This is a genomic window from Maridesulfovibrio ferrireducens (genome assembly GCF_016342405.1).
GTDB classification, from domain to species: Bacteria; Desulfobacterota; Desulfovibrionia; order Desulfovibrionales; family Desulfovibrionaceae; genus Maridesulfovibrio; species Maridesulfovibrio ferrireducens_A.
In genome coordinates, this window is record NZ_JAEINN010000012.1 from 1 (window position 1) to 16946 (window position 16946).

Annotated in this window: 13 protein-coding genes; 2 read left to right on the forward strand and 11 right to left on the reverse strand. The window is 44.9% G+C overall.

Annotated elements, in window-relative coordinates; genetic code table 11:
* Positions 1 to 187: 187 nt before the first annotated feature.
* The 5 genes from JEY82_RS13075 to JEY82_RS13095 form a co-directional block, all read right to left on the reverse strand.
* Positions 188 to 1201 (reverse strand): ABC transporter ATP-binding protein, encoded by a 1014-nt coding sequence (locus JEY82_RS13075; protein WP_304086114.1) that lies wholly within the window; start codon positions 1199 to 1201, stop codon positions 188 to 190.
* 12 nt (positions 1202 to 1213) lie between these two features.
* On the reverse strand, positions 1214 to 2179 hold the full coding sequence (locus JEY82_RS13080) for an ABC transporter ATP-binding protein (protein WP_304086116.1): 966 nt from the start codon (positions 2177 to 2179) through the stop codon (positions 1214 to 1216).
* Between the two features lie 6 nt (positions 2180 to 2185).
* On the reverse strand, positions 2186 to 3112 hold the full coding sequence (locus JEY82_RS13085) for an ABC transporter permease (protein ID WP_092161966.1): 927 nt from the start codon (positions 3110 to 3112) through the stop codon (positions 2186 to 2188).
* Positions 3109 to 4083, reverse strand: coding sequence for an ABC transporter permease (locus tag JEY82_RS13090; protein WP_304086120.1), 975 nt, complete (start codon positions 4081 to 4083; stop codon positions 3109 to 3111). The genes JEY82_RS13085 and JEY82_RS13090 overlap by 4 nt, the downstream gene beginning before the upstream one ends.
* A gap of 72 nt (positions 4084 to 4155) precedes the next feature.
* Positions 4156 to 5763, reverse strand: a complete 1608-nt coding sequence (locus JEY82_RS13095; RefSeq protein WP_304086122.1) for an ABC transporter substrate-binding protein — start codon at positions 5761 to 5763, stop codon at positions 4156 to 4158.
* 200 nt (positions 5764 to 5963) lie between these two features.
* Here JEY82_RS13095 and JEY82_RS13100 point away from each other — a divergent pair, with 200 nt between their 5' ends.
* On the forward strand, positions 5964 to 6464 hold the full coding sequence (locus tag JEY82_RS13100) for a hypothetical protein (protein ID WP_304086124.1): 501 nt from the start codon (positions 5964 to 5966) through the stop codon (positions 6462 to 6464).
* Between the two features lie 81 nt (positions 6465 to 6545).
* On the opposite strand, the gene JEY82_RS13105 is transcribed toward JEY82_RS13100, so the two are convergent.
* The 6 genes from JEY82_RS13105 to acs all read right to left on the reverse strand — a co-directional run bounded on the left by JEY82_RS13105 (position 6546) and on the right by acs (position 15033).
* Positions 6546 to 9062 (reverse strand): TIGR03960 family B12-binding radical SAM protein, encoded by a 2517-nt coding sequence (locus JEY82_RS13105; protein WP_304086126.1) that lies wholly within the window; start codon positions 9060 to 9062, stop codon positions 6546 to 6548.
* 127 nt (positions 9063 to 9189) lie between these two features.
* Positions 9190 to 9543, reverse strand: a complete 354-nt coding sequence (locus JEY82_RS13110) for a hypothetical protein (protein ID WP_304086128.1) — start codon at positions 9541 to 9543, stop codon at positions 9190 to 9192.
* 265 nt (positions 9544 to 9808) lie between these two features.
* Positions 9809 to 11092, reverse strand: coding sequence for an OFA family MFS transporter (locus JEY82_RS13115; protein WP_304086130.1), 1284 nt, complete (start codon positions 11090 to 11092; stop codon positions 9809 to 9811).
* Positions 11093 to 11362: 270 nt separating this feature from the next.
* A complete protein-coding gene (locus JEY82_RS13120; RefSeq protein WP_304086132.1) occupies positions 11363 to 11989 on the reverse strand; it encodes a nitroreductase family protein in 627 nt (208 codons plus the stop codon).
* Positions 11949 to 12848 (reverse strand): pirin family protein, encoded by a 900-nt coding sequence (locus tag JEY82_RS13125; protein ID WP_304086134.1) that lies wholly within the window; start codon positions 12846 to 12848, stop codon positions 11949 to 11951. The genes JEY82_RS13120 and JEY82_RS13125 overlap by 41 nt, the downstream gene beginning before the upstream one ends.
* Before the next feature lie 199 nt (positions 12849 to 13047).
* Complete coding sequence (gene acs / locus JEY82_RS13130) at positions 13048 to 15033, reverse strand: acetate--CoA ligase (protein WP_304086136.1); 1986 nt, start codon at positions 15031 to 15033, stop codon at positions 13048 to 13050.
* A 312-nt stretch (positions 15034 to 15345) separates the two neighbouring features.
* Here acs and JEY82_RS13135 point away from each other — a divergent pair, with 312 nt between their 5' ends.
* Positions 15346 to 16905, forward strand: a complete 1560-nt coding sequence (locus tag JEY82_RS13135) for a glycosyltransferase family 9 protein (protein ID WP_304086138.1) — start codon at positions 15346 to 15348, stop codon at positions 16903 to 16905.
* Positions 16906 to 16946: the final 41 nt, after the last annotated feature.

Sequence of the window (16946 nt, forward strand, 5' to 3'; positions counted from 1 at the left end):
GTATAAGTCATCCGAATATACTGCATTCACTTGTGTTGTCGATCAAGTCAATTCCACACGAAACGTCGAGGAGCCTAATAGATAAGGGCATAGGATAATAACCATTTTTGATTTTGTCTAACAAAATCAAAAATGTTTGAAATCCAATATAATATAAGCAGGTTTTATAATTATGTCGATTAGAATGTTATAATCTTCCTTCTTCGAAGGCATGACAAACAACTAATCCTTCGTTTTCTACTTGAATAGCTTGAGGTCTTTCTTCTCTGCAACGGTCATTTGCATGAGGACATCTACCGTTGAATACGCAACCTGTAGGCAGATTAATAGGAGTAGGCACATCTCCAGAGAGGTGAATATGCTTTTTACGTTTTCCGCCAAGGGTCGGTATAGCTGAGAGAAGAGCTTGTGTATACGGATGCTTAGGCGATGAAAATAGATCTTTTGCAGGAGCAAGTTCGCATAAACAGCCCAGATACATAACTGCCACTCTGGTGCTGATATGCTCTACAACTGAAAGGTCATGGCTGATAAACAGGTAAGTCAGGTTGCGTTCTTCCTGCGCGTCCATCAGCAGGTTTAAGACTTGGGCCTGAATGGATACATCAAGAGCGGCGATGGGTTCATCTGCCACAATAAATTCAGGGTCTACTGCAAGTGCGCGTGCAATGCTTATGCGCTGTCTTTGTCCACCTGAAAATTCATGCGGATAATTATTAACCCATTCCGGGTCCATGCCGACGCTACGCATCACCTTGTGAAGGTGGTCTTTAGCTTCCCCGCGTGAGATTCCCTTATTGTGAAAGTAGATCGGTTCTTCAATTATCTGCCGAACTGTCATACGTGGATTCAGAGACGCATAAGGGTCCTGAAAAACCATCTGCATTTTCGTACGGAACGGGAGCATTTGAGAGGATGACAGTTGGTCAATACGATGTCCATCATAATAGATTTCACCGCTGTTAGGAGGGTAGAGCCCCATAACTGTTCTTGCGAGTGTGGATTTACCACATCCTGATTCGCCTACAACACTGAGGGTTTCACCTTTTTTTATTGCAAAGCTGATGTCATTTACAGCCTGAACAATAGTATGGCGGCGCGTGATGCGTCCTTTTTCCAATGATAACTGATCAAGCAATCCACCTGAAATGTCGAAGTGCTTAACCAGATTTTTTACTTCTACGAGGGAGTCAGTCTGCATGACGAGTCTCTATTATTTATCGGCATGGTGGCAGGCCACCAGAATACCGGATTTATTTTCGATAAGTTTCGGGACTTCACGTTCACAAATATCTGTACAGAGGTTGCACCTTGCATGAAATGGACAACCGGACGGCATGTTCACCAAAGAAGGCATGGCTCCGGGAATCTGAGTCAGTCTGTCACCGGCTCCTCCGCTTTGCGGCAGTGCGGCGATCAGTCCTTTTGTATAAGGATGACCAGGATTCGTTGTAACTTCACTGGTGATGCCTGTTTCAACAATGCTTCCTGCATACATAACCGCTATTCTCTGTGTCACTTCTGAGACAACAGCAAGATCGTGTGTGATCAGGATAAGAGCCATATCATCCGATTGGCAAAGCTCAAGGAGAAGATCCATAATTTCAGCCTGAATGGTAACATCAAGGGCTGTTGTGGGCTCATCCGCAATAATCAGGGACGGTTCAGTCAAAAGCGAAATGGCGATTACAATACGTTGACGCATGCCTCCGGAGAATTCATGCGGATACTGAGCAAGTCTTTTGTGCGGAGAAGGAATGTAGACCTTTCTAAGCTTTTCAAGAGCAATCTCTTCGGCTTCTTTGCGGGATACATTCATGTGGGCTAACACAGTCTCGATCATCTGGGTGCCGATGGTAAGAACCGGATTAAGGGTCATCATCGGGTCCTGAAAGATCATTGAGATTCTGTTGCCGCGAATCTTGCGCATTTCTTCGCTGGGTAGTTTCGCTAGATTTTTACCTTCAAACAGGATTGATCCGTTTGAGATATATCCAGGTTTTGATATCAGATTAATGATCGAAAAACCGGTAACAGATTTACCTGCTCCGGATTCTCCAACCAGTCCGAGTCTTTCACCTTTATCCAGATTAAAACTTACATTGCGTACAGCCGTTAGAGAGCCGTTCCGCAAAGCGAAGCCTACGCTTAAGTCTTTTACTTCGAGTAGATGTTGCATGGTCTTCTATCCCTTATACAGCTTGGGGTTCAGGAAATCGCGTAGCCAGTCGCCAAGCAGGTTGATGACCAGAATCAGAACTACAAGTGTAATTCCGGGGAACATGGTAATCCACCACGATCCGCTGAATATATACTCAAATCCCACATTAATCAGCGATCCAAGAGAGGGCTGTGTAACGGGCATGCCCAGTCCTACGAAGGAAAGTGCAGCTTCACTCATGATGGCATTTGCAACTTGAATGGTGGAAATAACGAATACCGGTGAAAGGGTGTTAGGGAGAATATGTCTCCACATAATACGCCTTTTTGAAAGGCCTATGACTTTAGCTGCTTCAACGTATTCTTTTTTCTTTTCAGCCAGCACGGAAGCACGGACTGTGCGTGCATACTGAGGCCATTCCGCAAATCCGATGATCAGAATAAGGAGCGGCACAGCAATTTCTTCATATTTTGCCAAACCGAAGGCTGCCTGAAAGATTGCAGAAATAAAGATCGCTACCATGTAAGTAGAGAATGATAGCTGGACATCTGCAATACGCATTAAGATTGATTCTGTTTTCTTGCCCATGAATCCGGCAACCAGGCCGACCAGAATTCCTAGAAAAGCCTGAAGTGCAACCGCTCCGAAACCGATGATCAGAGACACCCGCATGCCGTAAAGCATGGTGGAGAATAAATCTCTTCCCTGTCCGTCAGTACCAAGCAGGAAATCCGCATGTCCCCCGGCAAGCCATGAAGGAGGAATTTCCGCATCCATAATATTTATGTTTACGGAATCATATGGGTTGAAAGGAGCAATAAGCGGTGCCGCAAAACCTAAAATTAAACACACGACCAAAATACAGAAGCTTGTAAGAGCAACGGGGTCGCGCAGGAAGTCATGCAGAAAATATGATTCTTTGAATCTCTGCCAGCGAGTTCTGGTTATCATTTTTGCCCCGTAATTCTGACTTGTGGGTTGACCAGTCCGTAAATGACGTCAACCAGAGTGTTAACAATAACAAATATAAATCCGACAACTACCAGATAGGCTACCATAAGGGGAGCATCGCCGCGTTCTACAGCTTCAATGAACATGAAGCCCATGCCCTGCCACTGGAAAACTGTTTCAGTCAGGATGGTGAATGCGATCATGGTTCCAAGCTGTACGCCGCCGACGGTGATAACCGGAAGCAGTGTGTTCTTAAAAGCGTGAACAATCCATACCCGGCGCGGAGTAAGTCCTTTCGCCCATGCGTATTTGATGTAGTCGTTCTCAAGAACTTCCATCATCTCAGAGCGGATAAGACGAATAAACAGGGGCAGCATAATTGAGGATAAGGCAATTGATGGCATAATCAAATGCTTGAGGCCGTCCAGTGTCAGGAGACCTGTCCGCCAACCGCCAAGATTTATTGTCTCACCTCGTCCGTACGAGGGTAGCCAGTGTAGTTCAACCGAAAAAATGTAAATCATCAAAATGGCGGTCAGGAATACAGGGATAGAGACCCCTAGAGTCGAACCTCCCATGATAATTCGCGAGAGTATAGATCTCGGCTTGATGGCTGAATAGATACCAAGAGGTATAGAAAAAAGTACAATTATTATAGCAGAACAGAAAACCAGCTCCAGCGTAGCCGGAGCTTTGCTGAGGATGACTTCAAGTGCAGATTTTTTATAGAAAAAAGATCTGCCTATGTCTCCATGAGCAGCCCCTTTGATAAATCTGCCGAACTGAACCATAAATGGATCATTAAGTCCGAGTTCATCTCTGATTTTGGTACGTTCTTCTACGGAAACTGATATTCCGGTAATTTCCCTGATCGGATCACCGAAGCTCTGCTTGATGGCAAAGCCGATAAAGCCGATAACCAGCATAACTATTATCGCCTGTGCGATTCTTCTGACTATAAAAGCAAACATAGGCACTTCATTTCAAAGGGGAGCTCCTTTACGGGGCTCCCCTCTGTTTTTTGTATTAGGTTGTGAGTACGGCTACTTGATAACAAGGTCACCGAAGTAAGGGAAGTTCTGAACATTTACGATTGCTTCAGTATTCATGTTGTTCTTGCTGGCCCATGAAAGGTTCTGCCAGTGTAAAGGAACGAATGCTGCGTCGTCATAAAGTGCTTTTTCAATTTTCTGAAGAAGAGCGCTACGTTTTGCAGTGTCTGTTTCAGTCTGAGTCTGGATGGTCATAGCGTCAACTTCTGGGTTGCAGTAGTTACCGCTGTTGTACTGACCGTATCCTGTTTCCTTGTTAGGACACATAAGAAGGAATTCTGTGTAGTTAGCAGAATCTTCTGTGTCAGGATGCCAGCCGATCATTTCGATGTCAGCAACCTGAGCATCAAACTGGTCCCAGTATTGTGCTTTAGGCATAGTTTTGAGACTTACTTTGATTCCGATTTTTCCGAGCATAGAAACGAAAGCTTCCGCAATCTTTTCATCGTTAACGTAGCGGTTATTAGGTGCGATCATTGTGCATTCAAAACCGTCAGCGTATCCAGCTTCTTTCATGAGCTGTTTTGCTTTTTCAAGGTCATAACGAGGAGTAAGTTCTGCATTGTAGCTTGCGAATTCTTTTGGACCCTGCTGAGATGCAACAGTTGCGAATCCTTTCATGACTTTTTCTACGATACCGGAGTTATCGGTTGCGTAGACGATAGCCTGACGAACTTTAAGGTTCTTGAAAGGCTCGAAGCGTTTCTGGTTGAGCTGGAAGGTGATGATACGTGAACCGGACATGGTCACGAGGTCAAGACTTTCAGTGCTGCCGATACGTTCAAGGTCCTGAGGAGGAACAGGCATGATGAAATCAACATCGCCGGAGAGAAGTGCAGCTACACGTGTAGCATCATTTTTGATCGGAGTAAGGATGATGGTTTCAACATTACCGCTGTTTTTGTCCCAGTACTGAGGGAAAGCTTTGAAAATAGTGCGGACACCCTGTTCACGTTCAGCAACGATGTATTTACCGGTGCCGGACTCGTTGGAGTTAGCAAAGGAAGGACCGGTTTTTATGATTGCAGCTTTATCTTTTCCGCTTTCGTCTTTACCAGAATAGAATTTTTTATCCATGGGGAAGATGTAAGTAGCCATATTAAGGAGCAACCCGTAAGGCTTCTTAGTGTTGATGTCTACAGTGTAGTCGTCAACAGCGACAGCCTGACCGAAAGGTTCAAATAGTCCTTTGAAGTCAGGGCTGGATTTGATGCGGTCAAGTGTCCATACAACATCTTCAGCTGTAAGGGGGTTGCCACTGTGAAATTTAACGTCTTTACGAAGATGGAAACGCATTGTGGTAGCGTTGACCTGTTCCCATGATTCAGCAAGGCGTGGTTCAAATGAACCGTCTTTTGCCCAGCGAACGAGAGGGTCGAAAACCATGTGAGCGTACTGCATCATTCCACCGGAAAGCTGAACCTGAGGGTCAAGAGATACCGGGTCGGCATCCATGGCAAGTTTCAGGGTTTTACCGACGGTTGCGCTTTCAGCTGTTTCCTGTTTAGCTGTAGCTTCTTCCTTTTTATCTGAGCTACAGCCGATCAGGCCGAGAGCCAGAATGGCGACAAGCGCCAGAAATACTAATGAACGTTTCATCCTCACACTCCTTGAAAGGGTAAAATCTGTAATAAAAACAGGTATCCTTTTTACGAACGATGCTCGAAAAAAGGTCACATCGAAACAGTAAGATAATGGAGAAAACAATTCAACTATACGGCTTCCCCTTGCCGTATGTATCCCGTAGTATTACACTTGAATCAGTTTTTTCTCAAATCTTTAACATCTTGAAATCACTTATGAAAAATAATTTATTCTTTAATTCCAATAAATCTCTTAAAAAATGTCAATGTTTGTTGCACGTTGATGCTAAGAATAAGGCTTCAATTTTAGCTATATGTGTCTTGCTTCTTTTCGGTTTAGGAGGGTGCGCGTATATTAATCCGTTTGCGTCTTCTGTCCCGGAGTATGATCTTGACGGTATGCATGATTTGTCGCTGATCATGATGCCGGGGGACTCAGTCATTTTTGAAATGAGGAATCCCGGTTCTGGTGGATATCAGTTTGACGGAATTACGTTTGACCCTAAGTTGGTCAATCTTGAAAAATTTCAGATTTTAAAACCTGAATCAGGCATGGTGGGAGATTTCGGCCGCTGGCGGTTTGAATTTAAGCTTCTGGCAATAGGGGAAGTCCCAATCATTATTAATATTAAAAGGGCAAATGACAGCCAGCGCGATGCGTATAAAATAATCAGTTTAAATATTACAAAAGACGGTGAACCATTTTTTGAATGGTAGGTAATTAATTTATCTAAATAAAAAAGGGCTGCATTTCATGTTATGAAATGCAGCCCTTTTTTATTTAGTATTATGGGGGAGTTATTCGAATCTTTGATCTGTTTTGATCAGTGAATAGTCCAGCAGAGTTGTTCCGGGACAAACTGCTGCAATGATTTTGGTCGGGCTGATGTAAAGATCGGTCCAGTTAAAAGTCATTTTTATTTTATTGTTACCAAGTTCTTCGTAACTGCTGAGACATGGTCTGGCATTTTTCTCTTTAAATCCTTTTTTGGACTTGTGCGAGATTATGTATTCTTCAGATTCCATAAATTCACGCCATTTTGCCACGCGCTGAGCTGTTTCTTCATTGTCACCATTGAAAGACAGTAGAAAGTCTTCAATTTGCGGTTGGCTTTGTTTATGGGCAAGAGAAAGCTTGTCAGCTTTGATCATTACAATGCCGATGGGCATTTGTTTGTTCAGTTTTTCAACCACTTCTTCATCAGTAAGTTCAGTGCGGAACATTACATTCATCCACTCAGCCTGGCTTTCTACGGCTACAGGCAAGGCCCGTCCGAAAGAAATACGAGGCATAGGATGAAAGCCTTGAGAAAAGGTCAGCGGAAGCTTGGCCCTGCGTATGGCCCGTTCAAAAACTGGTTGCAAATCAAGTTGGCTTAAATAGGCTGTCGTTCCGGTTTTTGTGTACCAGATGCGAAAGTGACTGCCTTTTAAACCCATGTTCGGTTTTTCTTTTTGAACAAAGGGCTGAACATCCTTATTTGCCTGATCTCTTTGAGTGAAAACCATTTTCGGGCGGATATCTTTTTCTGCGGCCTGAACTTTTAATAGAGATTTACGCCCGTCAAATTCACAAACACCGCAATTACGGCATTCTTCGTAACGGCAGTCTCCGGTGACTTTTCCTTTAAAACCGCGATCTCTTTCAGTCAGTAAAAACTTTTTGCTGACACCGCATGAAAGGTGATCCCATGGGAGTCTGTTTTCAACCGGACGTTCTGCAAGGAATTCTTCGGAGGTGAGACCTTCTTCTTCCATTGCTTCAAGGTATGGAGCTAAATCCAGGTGATCTTTCCAGCTTGAAAAAAGAGCACCGCGTTCGTATGCTTTTTGAATAACCGGGCCTAGGCGACGATCTCCGCGTGAGAAAATTCCTTCAAGGAAACTCATGCGGGGAATGTGAAATTTCAGTTTGATGCGTTTATATTTACTGAAGTTTGCGCGCAAGTAATCAAGTCTTTCATTAATTTCCTCTAGTGATATTTGACGTTCCCACTGAAAAGGAGTTTGCGGTTTGGGCACAAACGGTGAAATAGCTGCTGAGATTTGCATGAGTTTAACATGCGGCCCGGCAATGTCGCGGACTTTGAGGCAGAGGTCGAGGATTGCGTCAAGGTCTTCGAATGTTTCGGTGGGCAGGCCGATCATGAAATAAAGTTTGATGCTCTGCCATCCGTTTTCGAAGAGCATTCGCGAATGATCCAACAGTCCCTGTTCGGTAATGCCTTTGTTGATGACATCTCGTAAACGTTGGCTTCCGGCTTCCGGTGCGAGAGTCGCTCCAGTCCGTCTGATGGTTGCAATCCGTTCCATGATAGGCTCGGAAAGCGAGCCGACACGCAGAGAGGGGAGTGAAATGGAAATTTGTTCAGCAGCGCAGTGGTCGAAACTTTTTGCAAAAAAAGCATCAAGTGCGGAGTAGTCACCAGTGCTTAGCGATAGTAACGAAGTTTCTTCGTAACCGGTTTCCTCAAGCCCCTGCATCAATGTCTTGTTCAGAATTTCCGGTGTGCGTTCTCTTACCGGACGGTAAATAATACCCGCCTGACAGAATCGACAACCTCTTGTGCAACCTCTGGCAATTTCAAGAGTCAGCCTGTCGTGTATGACGTTACCATAGGGAAGGACCTGATCTTTGGGGAAATCAATAGGGTTAAGGTCGTCGACAATAGCTTTTTCTACACAAAAATCACCGGGATTTTCAGGATCAAAAAAGGATGGGATATAAATACCCGGAAGTTTTGACAATGCGGTCAGTTTGTCAGCCCGGCAAAGATTTTTTTCTTTACAATCGGCAATGGTTTCAAGGACTCGTATGATTGATTCTTCGCCATCGCCGAGCATCATTATGTCGAAAAAATCAGCCATAGGTTCGGCGTTGAAACAGGCTCCTCCACCGGCAATAATAAGCGGACAGTCTTCACCCCGATCCGCAGTTTTAAGCGGAATTCCGGCAAGGTCGAGCATATAAAGTACATTTGTATAGCATAGCTCATGTGTAAGGCTTACCCCGACCGCGTCAATGTCTTTGAGCGGAGTGTCGCTTTCCATGGTACACAGCAATTCGCCGTGTTCACGCATTATTCCGGCGGTTTCTTCACATGGCACGTAAGCTCGTTCAGCGTAGAAATCGGGATTTTTGTTCACAATTTCATAAAGAATTTTCTGTCCGAGATATGACATCCCTATTTCATATAGATCTGGAAATCCGAGAGCTATATGAGCTTTAACAGACGCAGGGTCTTTATGAACGGTGCCCCATTCAGAGCCGAGGTAACGTGTGGGCCGTGTCAGGAGGGGGAGTAGCTTTTTCAAATGTATTGCCTGTAAAAAAAAGATTTATACGCGACATTGCGTGAAAGACTGAGCCGGAAATATACCACAGGAGAGATGTCGCGGGAAGTTTAAAGCGGGGAGCTTAACAAAAAGCTCCCCGTCTGAATTATTTCTTGAGAAGTTCAGAAATGTTAGAAACGTTTCCGCCTCTCATACCACCACCTAAATTGCCACCAAGGCCGCCTGAAGAAAGAGTCAGTTTGCTGACAGCTTCAAGGTATTTAGTGGATACATCTTCAGGGCAGTTTTTGTATTCATACATAATGTGCTTGCCGTCGATTTCGCCTTCAATTTCATTATCAAAAGGATATCCGAAAGGCAGAATCATCATTTGCACACCCTGTTCGGCAGGAACAGTCTGAAGAACTGCAGGGTCAGTAATAAGATTTTTTTCAGCATCCCATTTTCCGATAACCATATCGCCATTAACCATTTTAAAAAGCTTTACATTATAAGCCACAAAAACTCTCCTTAGAATTAATTATCATTATAAAAAAGACCGGAAAAAAAGAGTTGTTCCGGTTTCTAATGTTGCGCATTGCTGTAACATGAAAGAATTAGTGACTGAGCAGAGACCTGTCAAGCTAAGGCTTGAGTCCTATTTATAAATATAATTGTCGGCTTTTAAACGAATAAATCCTCCAGTTGCCTATATTAACTGGAGGATTTATTTATTTTTTAAGCTGAAAGGTTCTCGGGAAATGTGAGACTATTCTTTTTAGTTTTTAATCAGCGAATTCCGGTTCAGCCATTTCACAGTTTTTTTGTGGCTGTTTTACCAGTGAGATTGCAACTGCGCCGATGATACAGCAAACTCCGCAGATTGTGAAAGCCATCGGGAAGTTTCCGAGATCTCCCAATTTTCCGCCGAGCATCGGTCCGAACATCCCTCCGACTCCGTAGGCGAGGAAAATGTAAGGATAATTCTGACCTACGTTCTTGGTTCCGAAAGTGTCAGCTGTCATAGTCGGGAACAAGGCAAAGTTTCCGCCGAAGTTAAATCCGATGATGGTCGCGCCGAGATAGAGCAGGTATTCGTGTCCGGCCATATTGGTGAAGGCTAACAGAGTCAGTCCCTGAATCGCGGTCATCAAAAGTATGGACATTTTACGCCCGAGTTTATCGCTTGCAGTTCCCCATGCAATTCTTCCGAGCCCATTGGAAAGGCTGAAGAAAACTGCCATTGCTGTTCCTGCGATAGCACTTGATTCAGCGGCAGAAAGACCCTGTGCCTGAAGAGCTTCCATGGGATAAAGTTTCATCAGCCCGATGGACATGAGTCCTGCTGCCGCACTGAAGGTAAAGGTTATGAAAATGAGTAAAAATTGAGGAGTTTTAAGCATTTCGGAGAATGAGAAATTTTCTTCTTTTTTAGCGGCACTGCCGGAAGAAGTCGCTTCGGGATTATATCCTTCAGGGAGCCAGCCTTCAGGGGGGAAAACCATCCACGTTCCACCGAGTGCTATCATTGCAAAAAAGATTAATCCGTAGATAGAAAAGGTTGTGGAAAGTCCGAAGTCGGCAATAAGGCTTCCCCATGCTCCGGCAAGTTTTACCCATGCCATTGCGCCGAATCCGAAACCTGCAACAGCAAGCCCTGTGATGAACCCTTTTTTATCAGGAAACCAGCGCATGCCTACTGCGATAGGAACAACATAGCCAAGTCCTATTCCTGCTCCGCCGATAATTCCGATAAAGAGACAGAGAGCTGTGAAGTTAGTTCCGCCGAAAAATCCTGCAAGGGCGTAACCTGCTCCGAGTACAAGCCCGCTGAGCATCGCAAGTTTTTTGGGACCCCATACGGCAAGTTTTTTACCGGCCCAGACCATTGAAAGGGCAAAGGTTACAAGGCCGATTGAAAAAACAATCTGAGTTTGAATTTTTGTCCAACCTGCCGCAACAAGTGATGGCGTGAATACCGACCACGCGTAGATTGCTCCGAGAGCAAGCTGGATAAGAATTGCTCCCAGAACTGGAAACCATCGGTTCAATGTTTTTTGTTTGCCCATTTTCTTTTGCCCCCGGTGTTGGAATTTTCGGAAGATACTTTGGTCAGTATCTTGTTCCTGATTCAAATTTCCTGTTGTCGTCGAACCCTTTTCTGTCTGTGTGCACTCACTTTCTGCGGTGAGTGTCTTTCTATTTATGGATTAAAGCACAGATAAAACACCTATGCATCCCATTTTCGGTGAACGGCGGAAAGTTTCGGGAAACGGCAGGGGATTGATCCCGCATACCTTCCATCGTGATATTAAAACCGTTGGCAGGAGCATAAATTGTTATTTAAGGATCATTTCTTCATAAGATTGTCGCCATGCTTTGGGGTGAACTTTTACTCCGGGTTTTAAATAGCCGACTGCAATGAGCATAGGAATCCAGTAATTGTCAGGTATATTGAATTCTTTTTTCACTCCGTCATGATCGAAGCCATCCATAGGATGGGTCTCAAGTCCTTGCTCCGTGGCTGAATACATAAGCGACATTGCGAATAATCCTGCATTTTTATTGGCAAAAGCTTGAGAGGATTCACTGGTTTGTCCGTACAGGGTTTGCGTGGTGCCTGAGAAACCGTCTTTCTGTTCCTGCTGCATTTTCCCTGAATCAACATTGTCTTTGAAAACAGACTCGAATGAGCTGTTTCCTGCTTTCCATCCGTCGCGGTCAGCTAGAACAATAAGTATGACCGGAGCTTCGGTGATTTTCGGTTGATTAAAGGCAAGGGTTTGAAGTGCTGATTTTTTGTCATGATCTCTCAGCACCATAAGTTTCCATGGCTGGAGGTTGTAACTTGAAGGTGCGTTGGCAGCATTTTTAATAATCGTTTTTAAGAGAGACTCTTCTACGTCGCGGTCAGGATCGAAAAAATTAATTGCTCTTCTTTTGATTAGAATATCCTTGAAATTCATTAGACTGTCCTCCTGATAAATTGTGCTTTACAAATGTTCCTTCCTGATACTCTCGAAAAGCCTGTTCCAATTCTTCCATGGAGTTCATGACGATAGGACCACGCCAGAAAATCGGTTCATTTAATGGTTTGCCTGAAATAAGCAGAAATCGCAGATCCTTTTTACCCGCAGTTATGGCAAGCTCTTCGCCTTTATCAAACAGGATAAGCGCGCGGTTCTTCACTACGGAACCATTAACTGATCCTTTTCCTTCTATTATATAAATGAAAGCGGTGTATTCTTTGTTTAGAGGATGTACAAATTCAAGTCCGGCGGGAACGTTACAATCAAGATATTCAGGGTCAATGGCAATGTTGCGGGCCGGACCTTTTATCCCGTCCACGGTACCTGCAATAATTTTTATTATGGTTCCGTTTTTGCGTTTAATTTCTGGAATTTCAGTTTTAGTAATTTCTCGATAGCAGGGCTCAATCATTTTATGGGAAGCAGGGAGATTTGCCCATAGCTGAAATCCGAGCATTGAGCCGTTTTTATCTCCCTTCGGCATTTCCTGATGAACAATGCCGCTACCGGCGGTCATCCACTGTACACTGCCGGATGAGATTATCCCTTTATTTCCAAGGCTGTCGCCATGTTCAATATCGCCGCTGTGGATATAAGTGATTGTTTCGATACCGCGGTGGGGATGCCATGTGAAACCTTTAATGTAATCTTCGGGGTTATGTGAACGGAAGTCGTCCAGCATCAGGAAGGGATCAAAAAGGGATGCTTCGAAATATCCAAAAGCGCGATGAAGCTTTACACCGGCTCCTTCGGTTACTGGTTCCCCATAAAAAATCTGGCTTATTTCACGTCTCACTTCGCTCTCCTTACTTGCAAAATAGTAATGTTCACATGATAGCAGTTAGGTGCTGGTTTGCAAGTAAGAATATATAAATTTTAAGTGAAGATTTTTCATTAGGCATAAGAAAGCCGGGGCTCAGAATGCTTTTGTTGCCACCTTCCAATAGTCAAAAGCATCTGAACTCCCGGCCTGATCCGGAGTGTTTATTTTTTTGTTACGGGTTCATAATTTCGTCGTAACCTTCGATAAGAGCAGTAACTACTGATGGATCGGCGAGAGTTGAAGTGTCGCCGAGGTTTGCAGTGTCACCTTCAACAATTTTGCGAAGGATGCGGCGCATGATTTTTCCACTTCTGGTTTTAGGCAGAGATGGTGAGAACTGGATAACTTCCGGTGCTGCCAGAGGTCCGATTTCCTTGCGAACATGCAAGCGCAGTTCTTTGGTGATATCTTCGCCTTCATCAAATTCAGCCTTAAGAGTTACATAGGCGTAAATTGACTGTCCTTTAATTTCGTGCGGCATGCCGACAACAGCAGCTTCAGAAACTGATGGATGTGAAACCAGCGCTGATTCGATTTCAGCGGTTCCGAGTCTGTGACCGGAAACGTTGATAACGTCATCTACGCGGCCCATGATCCAGAAGTATCCATCTTCATCCCTGCGTGCTCCGTCACCGGATTCGTATACACCGGGGAAGCCTTGGAAGTACTGTTGTTTGAACCTTTCCTGATTACCCCAGACTCCGCGGAGCATTCCGGGCCAAGGTTTTCTGATAATAAGGAATCCGCCTTCATTAGGGCCGACTTCATTACCCTGTCTGTCAACAATCGCTGCATCAATACCGGGCAGTGGCAATGTTGCTGAGCCAGGTTTGAGCGGTGTTGCGTACGGCAGCGGAGAAAGAACATGCCCACCGGTTTCAGTCTGCCACCATGTGTCCACGATGGGAAGTTTCGCTCCGCCGATCTGGTTGTGATACCACATCCACGCTTCGGGGTTGATCGGTTCGCCGACTGTTCCCAGAATGCGCAGGCTGGAGAGATCATATTTTTCAGTCCACTTGTCACCTTCACGCATCAATGCGCGAATAGCGGTGGGAGCTGTGTAGAATACATTAACTCTGAACTTTTCACAGATCTGCCAGAATCTTGCTGGGTCCGGATAAGTGGGAACTGATTCGAACATGACACTGGTAGCACCGAGAGCGAGCGGTCCGTATACAATATATGAATGGCCGGTTACCCAACCGATATCAGCTGTACACCAGTGAACATCATTGTCTTTGAGATCGAAAACCCATTGGCAGGTATGAGCTGCGTAGGTCATGTAACCACCGGTTGTGTGGAAAACACCTTTTGGTTTTCCTGTACTGCCGGAAGTGTAGAGGATGAAGAGAGGATCTTCTGCATCCATGAGTTCGTAAGGGCAGTCGTCGCTGATATCCGGGTCGGACATGAGTTCTCCCCACATTCTGTCCCTTCCTTCAATCATTTCAACTTCGTTGCCTGCTCTTGGAACAACTACACATTGTTCAACAGTGGGGCATTCTTTAAGGGCTTCGTCAGAGTTTGGTTTCAAAGGAATTACTCTGCCGCCGCGAAGTACGCCGTCACCGGTGATGTGAACTTTAACGCCGCAGTCGTTGATGCGGTCACGCAGGCTGTTAGAGCTGAATCCTGCAAAAATGATAGTGTGAGGTGCTCCGATACGGGTACAGGCGAGCATAGCAATCGCCAGTTCCGGAATCATGGGCAGATAAATTGATACGCGGTCGCCTTTTTCAACTCCGAGTTTTTTAAGCACATTCGCAAAGCGGCAAACTTCGCGATGAAGCATATCATATGTGTAGACTTTAACTTCATCGTCCTGCTCACCCTGCCAGATTAAAGCAGCTTTGTTGCGGCGTCCATTCTCAATATGACGGTCGAGGCAGTTTGCAGACGCGTTCAGTTTCCCGCCTTCAAACCATTTAATTTCAGGTTTGTCGAAATCGTACTCGAGTACATTGTCCCATTTGCGATCCCATGTGATGAGTTCGTCTGCGCGTTCAGCCCAGAATCCTTCCATATCATTAATGGAGCGGTCATATATGGCTTTGTATTCCTCAAGACTTTTTACACACGCGGTGGGTACATTGGTAGGAGGATTAAAAATTCTGTTTTCAGTCGAAAGGCTTTCGATTTTGTTCTCTTCGTTCATGTTGCGAACCTCCTGAGAGTTTTTAAAGGTGCCTGTTTATGCAGAAAAGGGTTATCCGGTTCGTAACCTGTATAAATGGTTTTTCTGACCGGATGATTTGGTTATATACAGTTTTCAACTTTGATGCACATCCTTTTCGATAAACGGCAGTAGAAAAACGTGGGCGGAAGGCAGCACCGTTTGGCGGTATGAATTGCCCGTTCATCTTAAAAAGGTGCCGTTAACGTTAGTTTGCAGCTCTTGCCCGAGGCTGTATACTGGTGTTATCAGGTTAGATTGACTCCAAAAGATGAAAAAAGGAAGTTCCACTTAATGAAAGCGCTTGTCATAAATCTTACTCGTTTCGGTGATTTGCTCCAGACTCAACCCGTGGTTTCCGGCCTTGTGCAGAGCGGATATGATACCAGTATCATGTGTCTTGATAATTTTTCAGGAACAACTGAGCTTATGAGAGATGTTTCTTTGACGTTTGCCATGCCCGGAGCCTCTGTTCTTGCCGCTCTTGACCGTGACTGGCGGGAATCTTTAAATATTTTCGAATCTTTTTGTGCTGAAATTGAAACACAGATCAATCCTGATTTGATCGTGAATTTAACACCGTCACTTCCGGCCCGTCTGCTTGCAATGCGGTTGAGCAGGGCAGAAGGTAAGGGACGTGAATTGCGCGGTTTTGCCGTGGATAGTTTCGGTTTTAATGCAGATACCACTCCGTGGGCAGGATTTCTGCAAGTCGCCTCGACTAACAGGGGAGCAAGTCCCTTTAATGTCGTTGATCTTTTCAGCAGAGTTGCCGGACTTGGTAATACTGCACCTTTCAGGCTTGCTGAGCCTTCTTCGGAAATGAAGGCCGCGGCTGATAAATATCTTGCTGGTCCGATACCCGGCGCTGAGGGTTTTGTTGGGTTTCAACCCGGTGCGAGTGAAGAACGCAGGCGCTGGCCTGTTAAATATTTCAGAGAGCTTGGAGACAGGCTGTGGAAGGAATTACGAAAAGTTCCTGTTCTTTTAGGAACCAAAGGTGAACAGCATCTCGGAGAAAGAATTCTTGAAGGAGCCACTTTCCCGGCAGTAAATTTGATGGGAAAGACTGGGTTGCCCGAACTTGCAGCAGTGCTGGGCAAGCTTGATGTACTCATTACAAATGATACCGGGACAATGCACCTTGCCGCCGGCGCAGGAACTCCCGTAGCGGCAATTTTTCTGGCAACAGCCCAGCCATGGGATACAGGTCCGGCGGCAGTTAATTCCCTATGTCTGGAGCCTGATGCAGATTGTCACCCCTGTTCGTTCGGAGTTGTTTGTCCAAATGATCATATGTGCCGTCATGAAGTTGGCGCGGATGTTGTTTTTAATGCTGTGTCTCGCTTCATAAAGAATGGAGTCTGGGAATATTCAGCTGAGAAGGGTGTCCGTTCATATCTGACCGGGCGGGATGAGCTTGGTTTCATGACTCTGTCGTCGCTTTCAGGTCATGATGAAACTGACCGTCACAAATGGATAATCTTGCAAAGAGAGTTGTACCGTCGTTTTCTTGACGAGGAAGATCTTTCTGCATTGTCACTGAATAGTACGCCTCCTTCGCGAGAATTCTGTCTCAGACTTATGAAGCCGCTTTCAGAAGCCCGCGATCTTCTTTTTCTGCTGAGTAAACAATCCGAATTACTGCAAGGCAATCCTATGGAAAGTCTGAAAGTTAAATTTTTAGCTAACTTTCAGAAAATACAGGATATTTTGTCATCAAGTCCCGAGCTTACAGTCCTTTCATCTCTTTGGTATTTTGAGTCCAGAGCGCATGATTCTATGGATGGACTTTCGCTTCTTCTAAATCGTTACAGATCTCTTGTTTCTGCGCTTCATATTTCTTTTGAATAAACTTGGCACAACTCTTGTATATTCTCCTGCGTACCGGACCA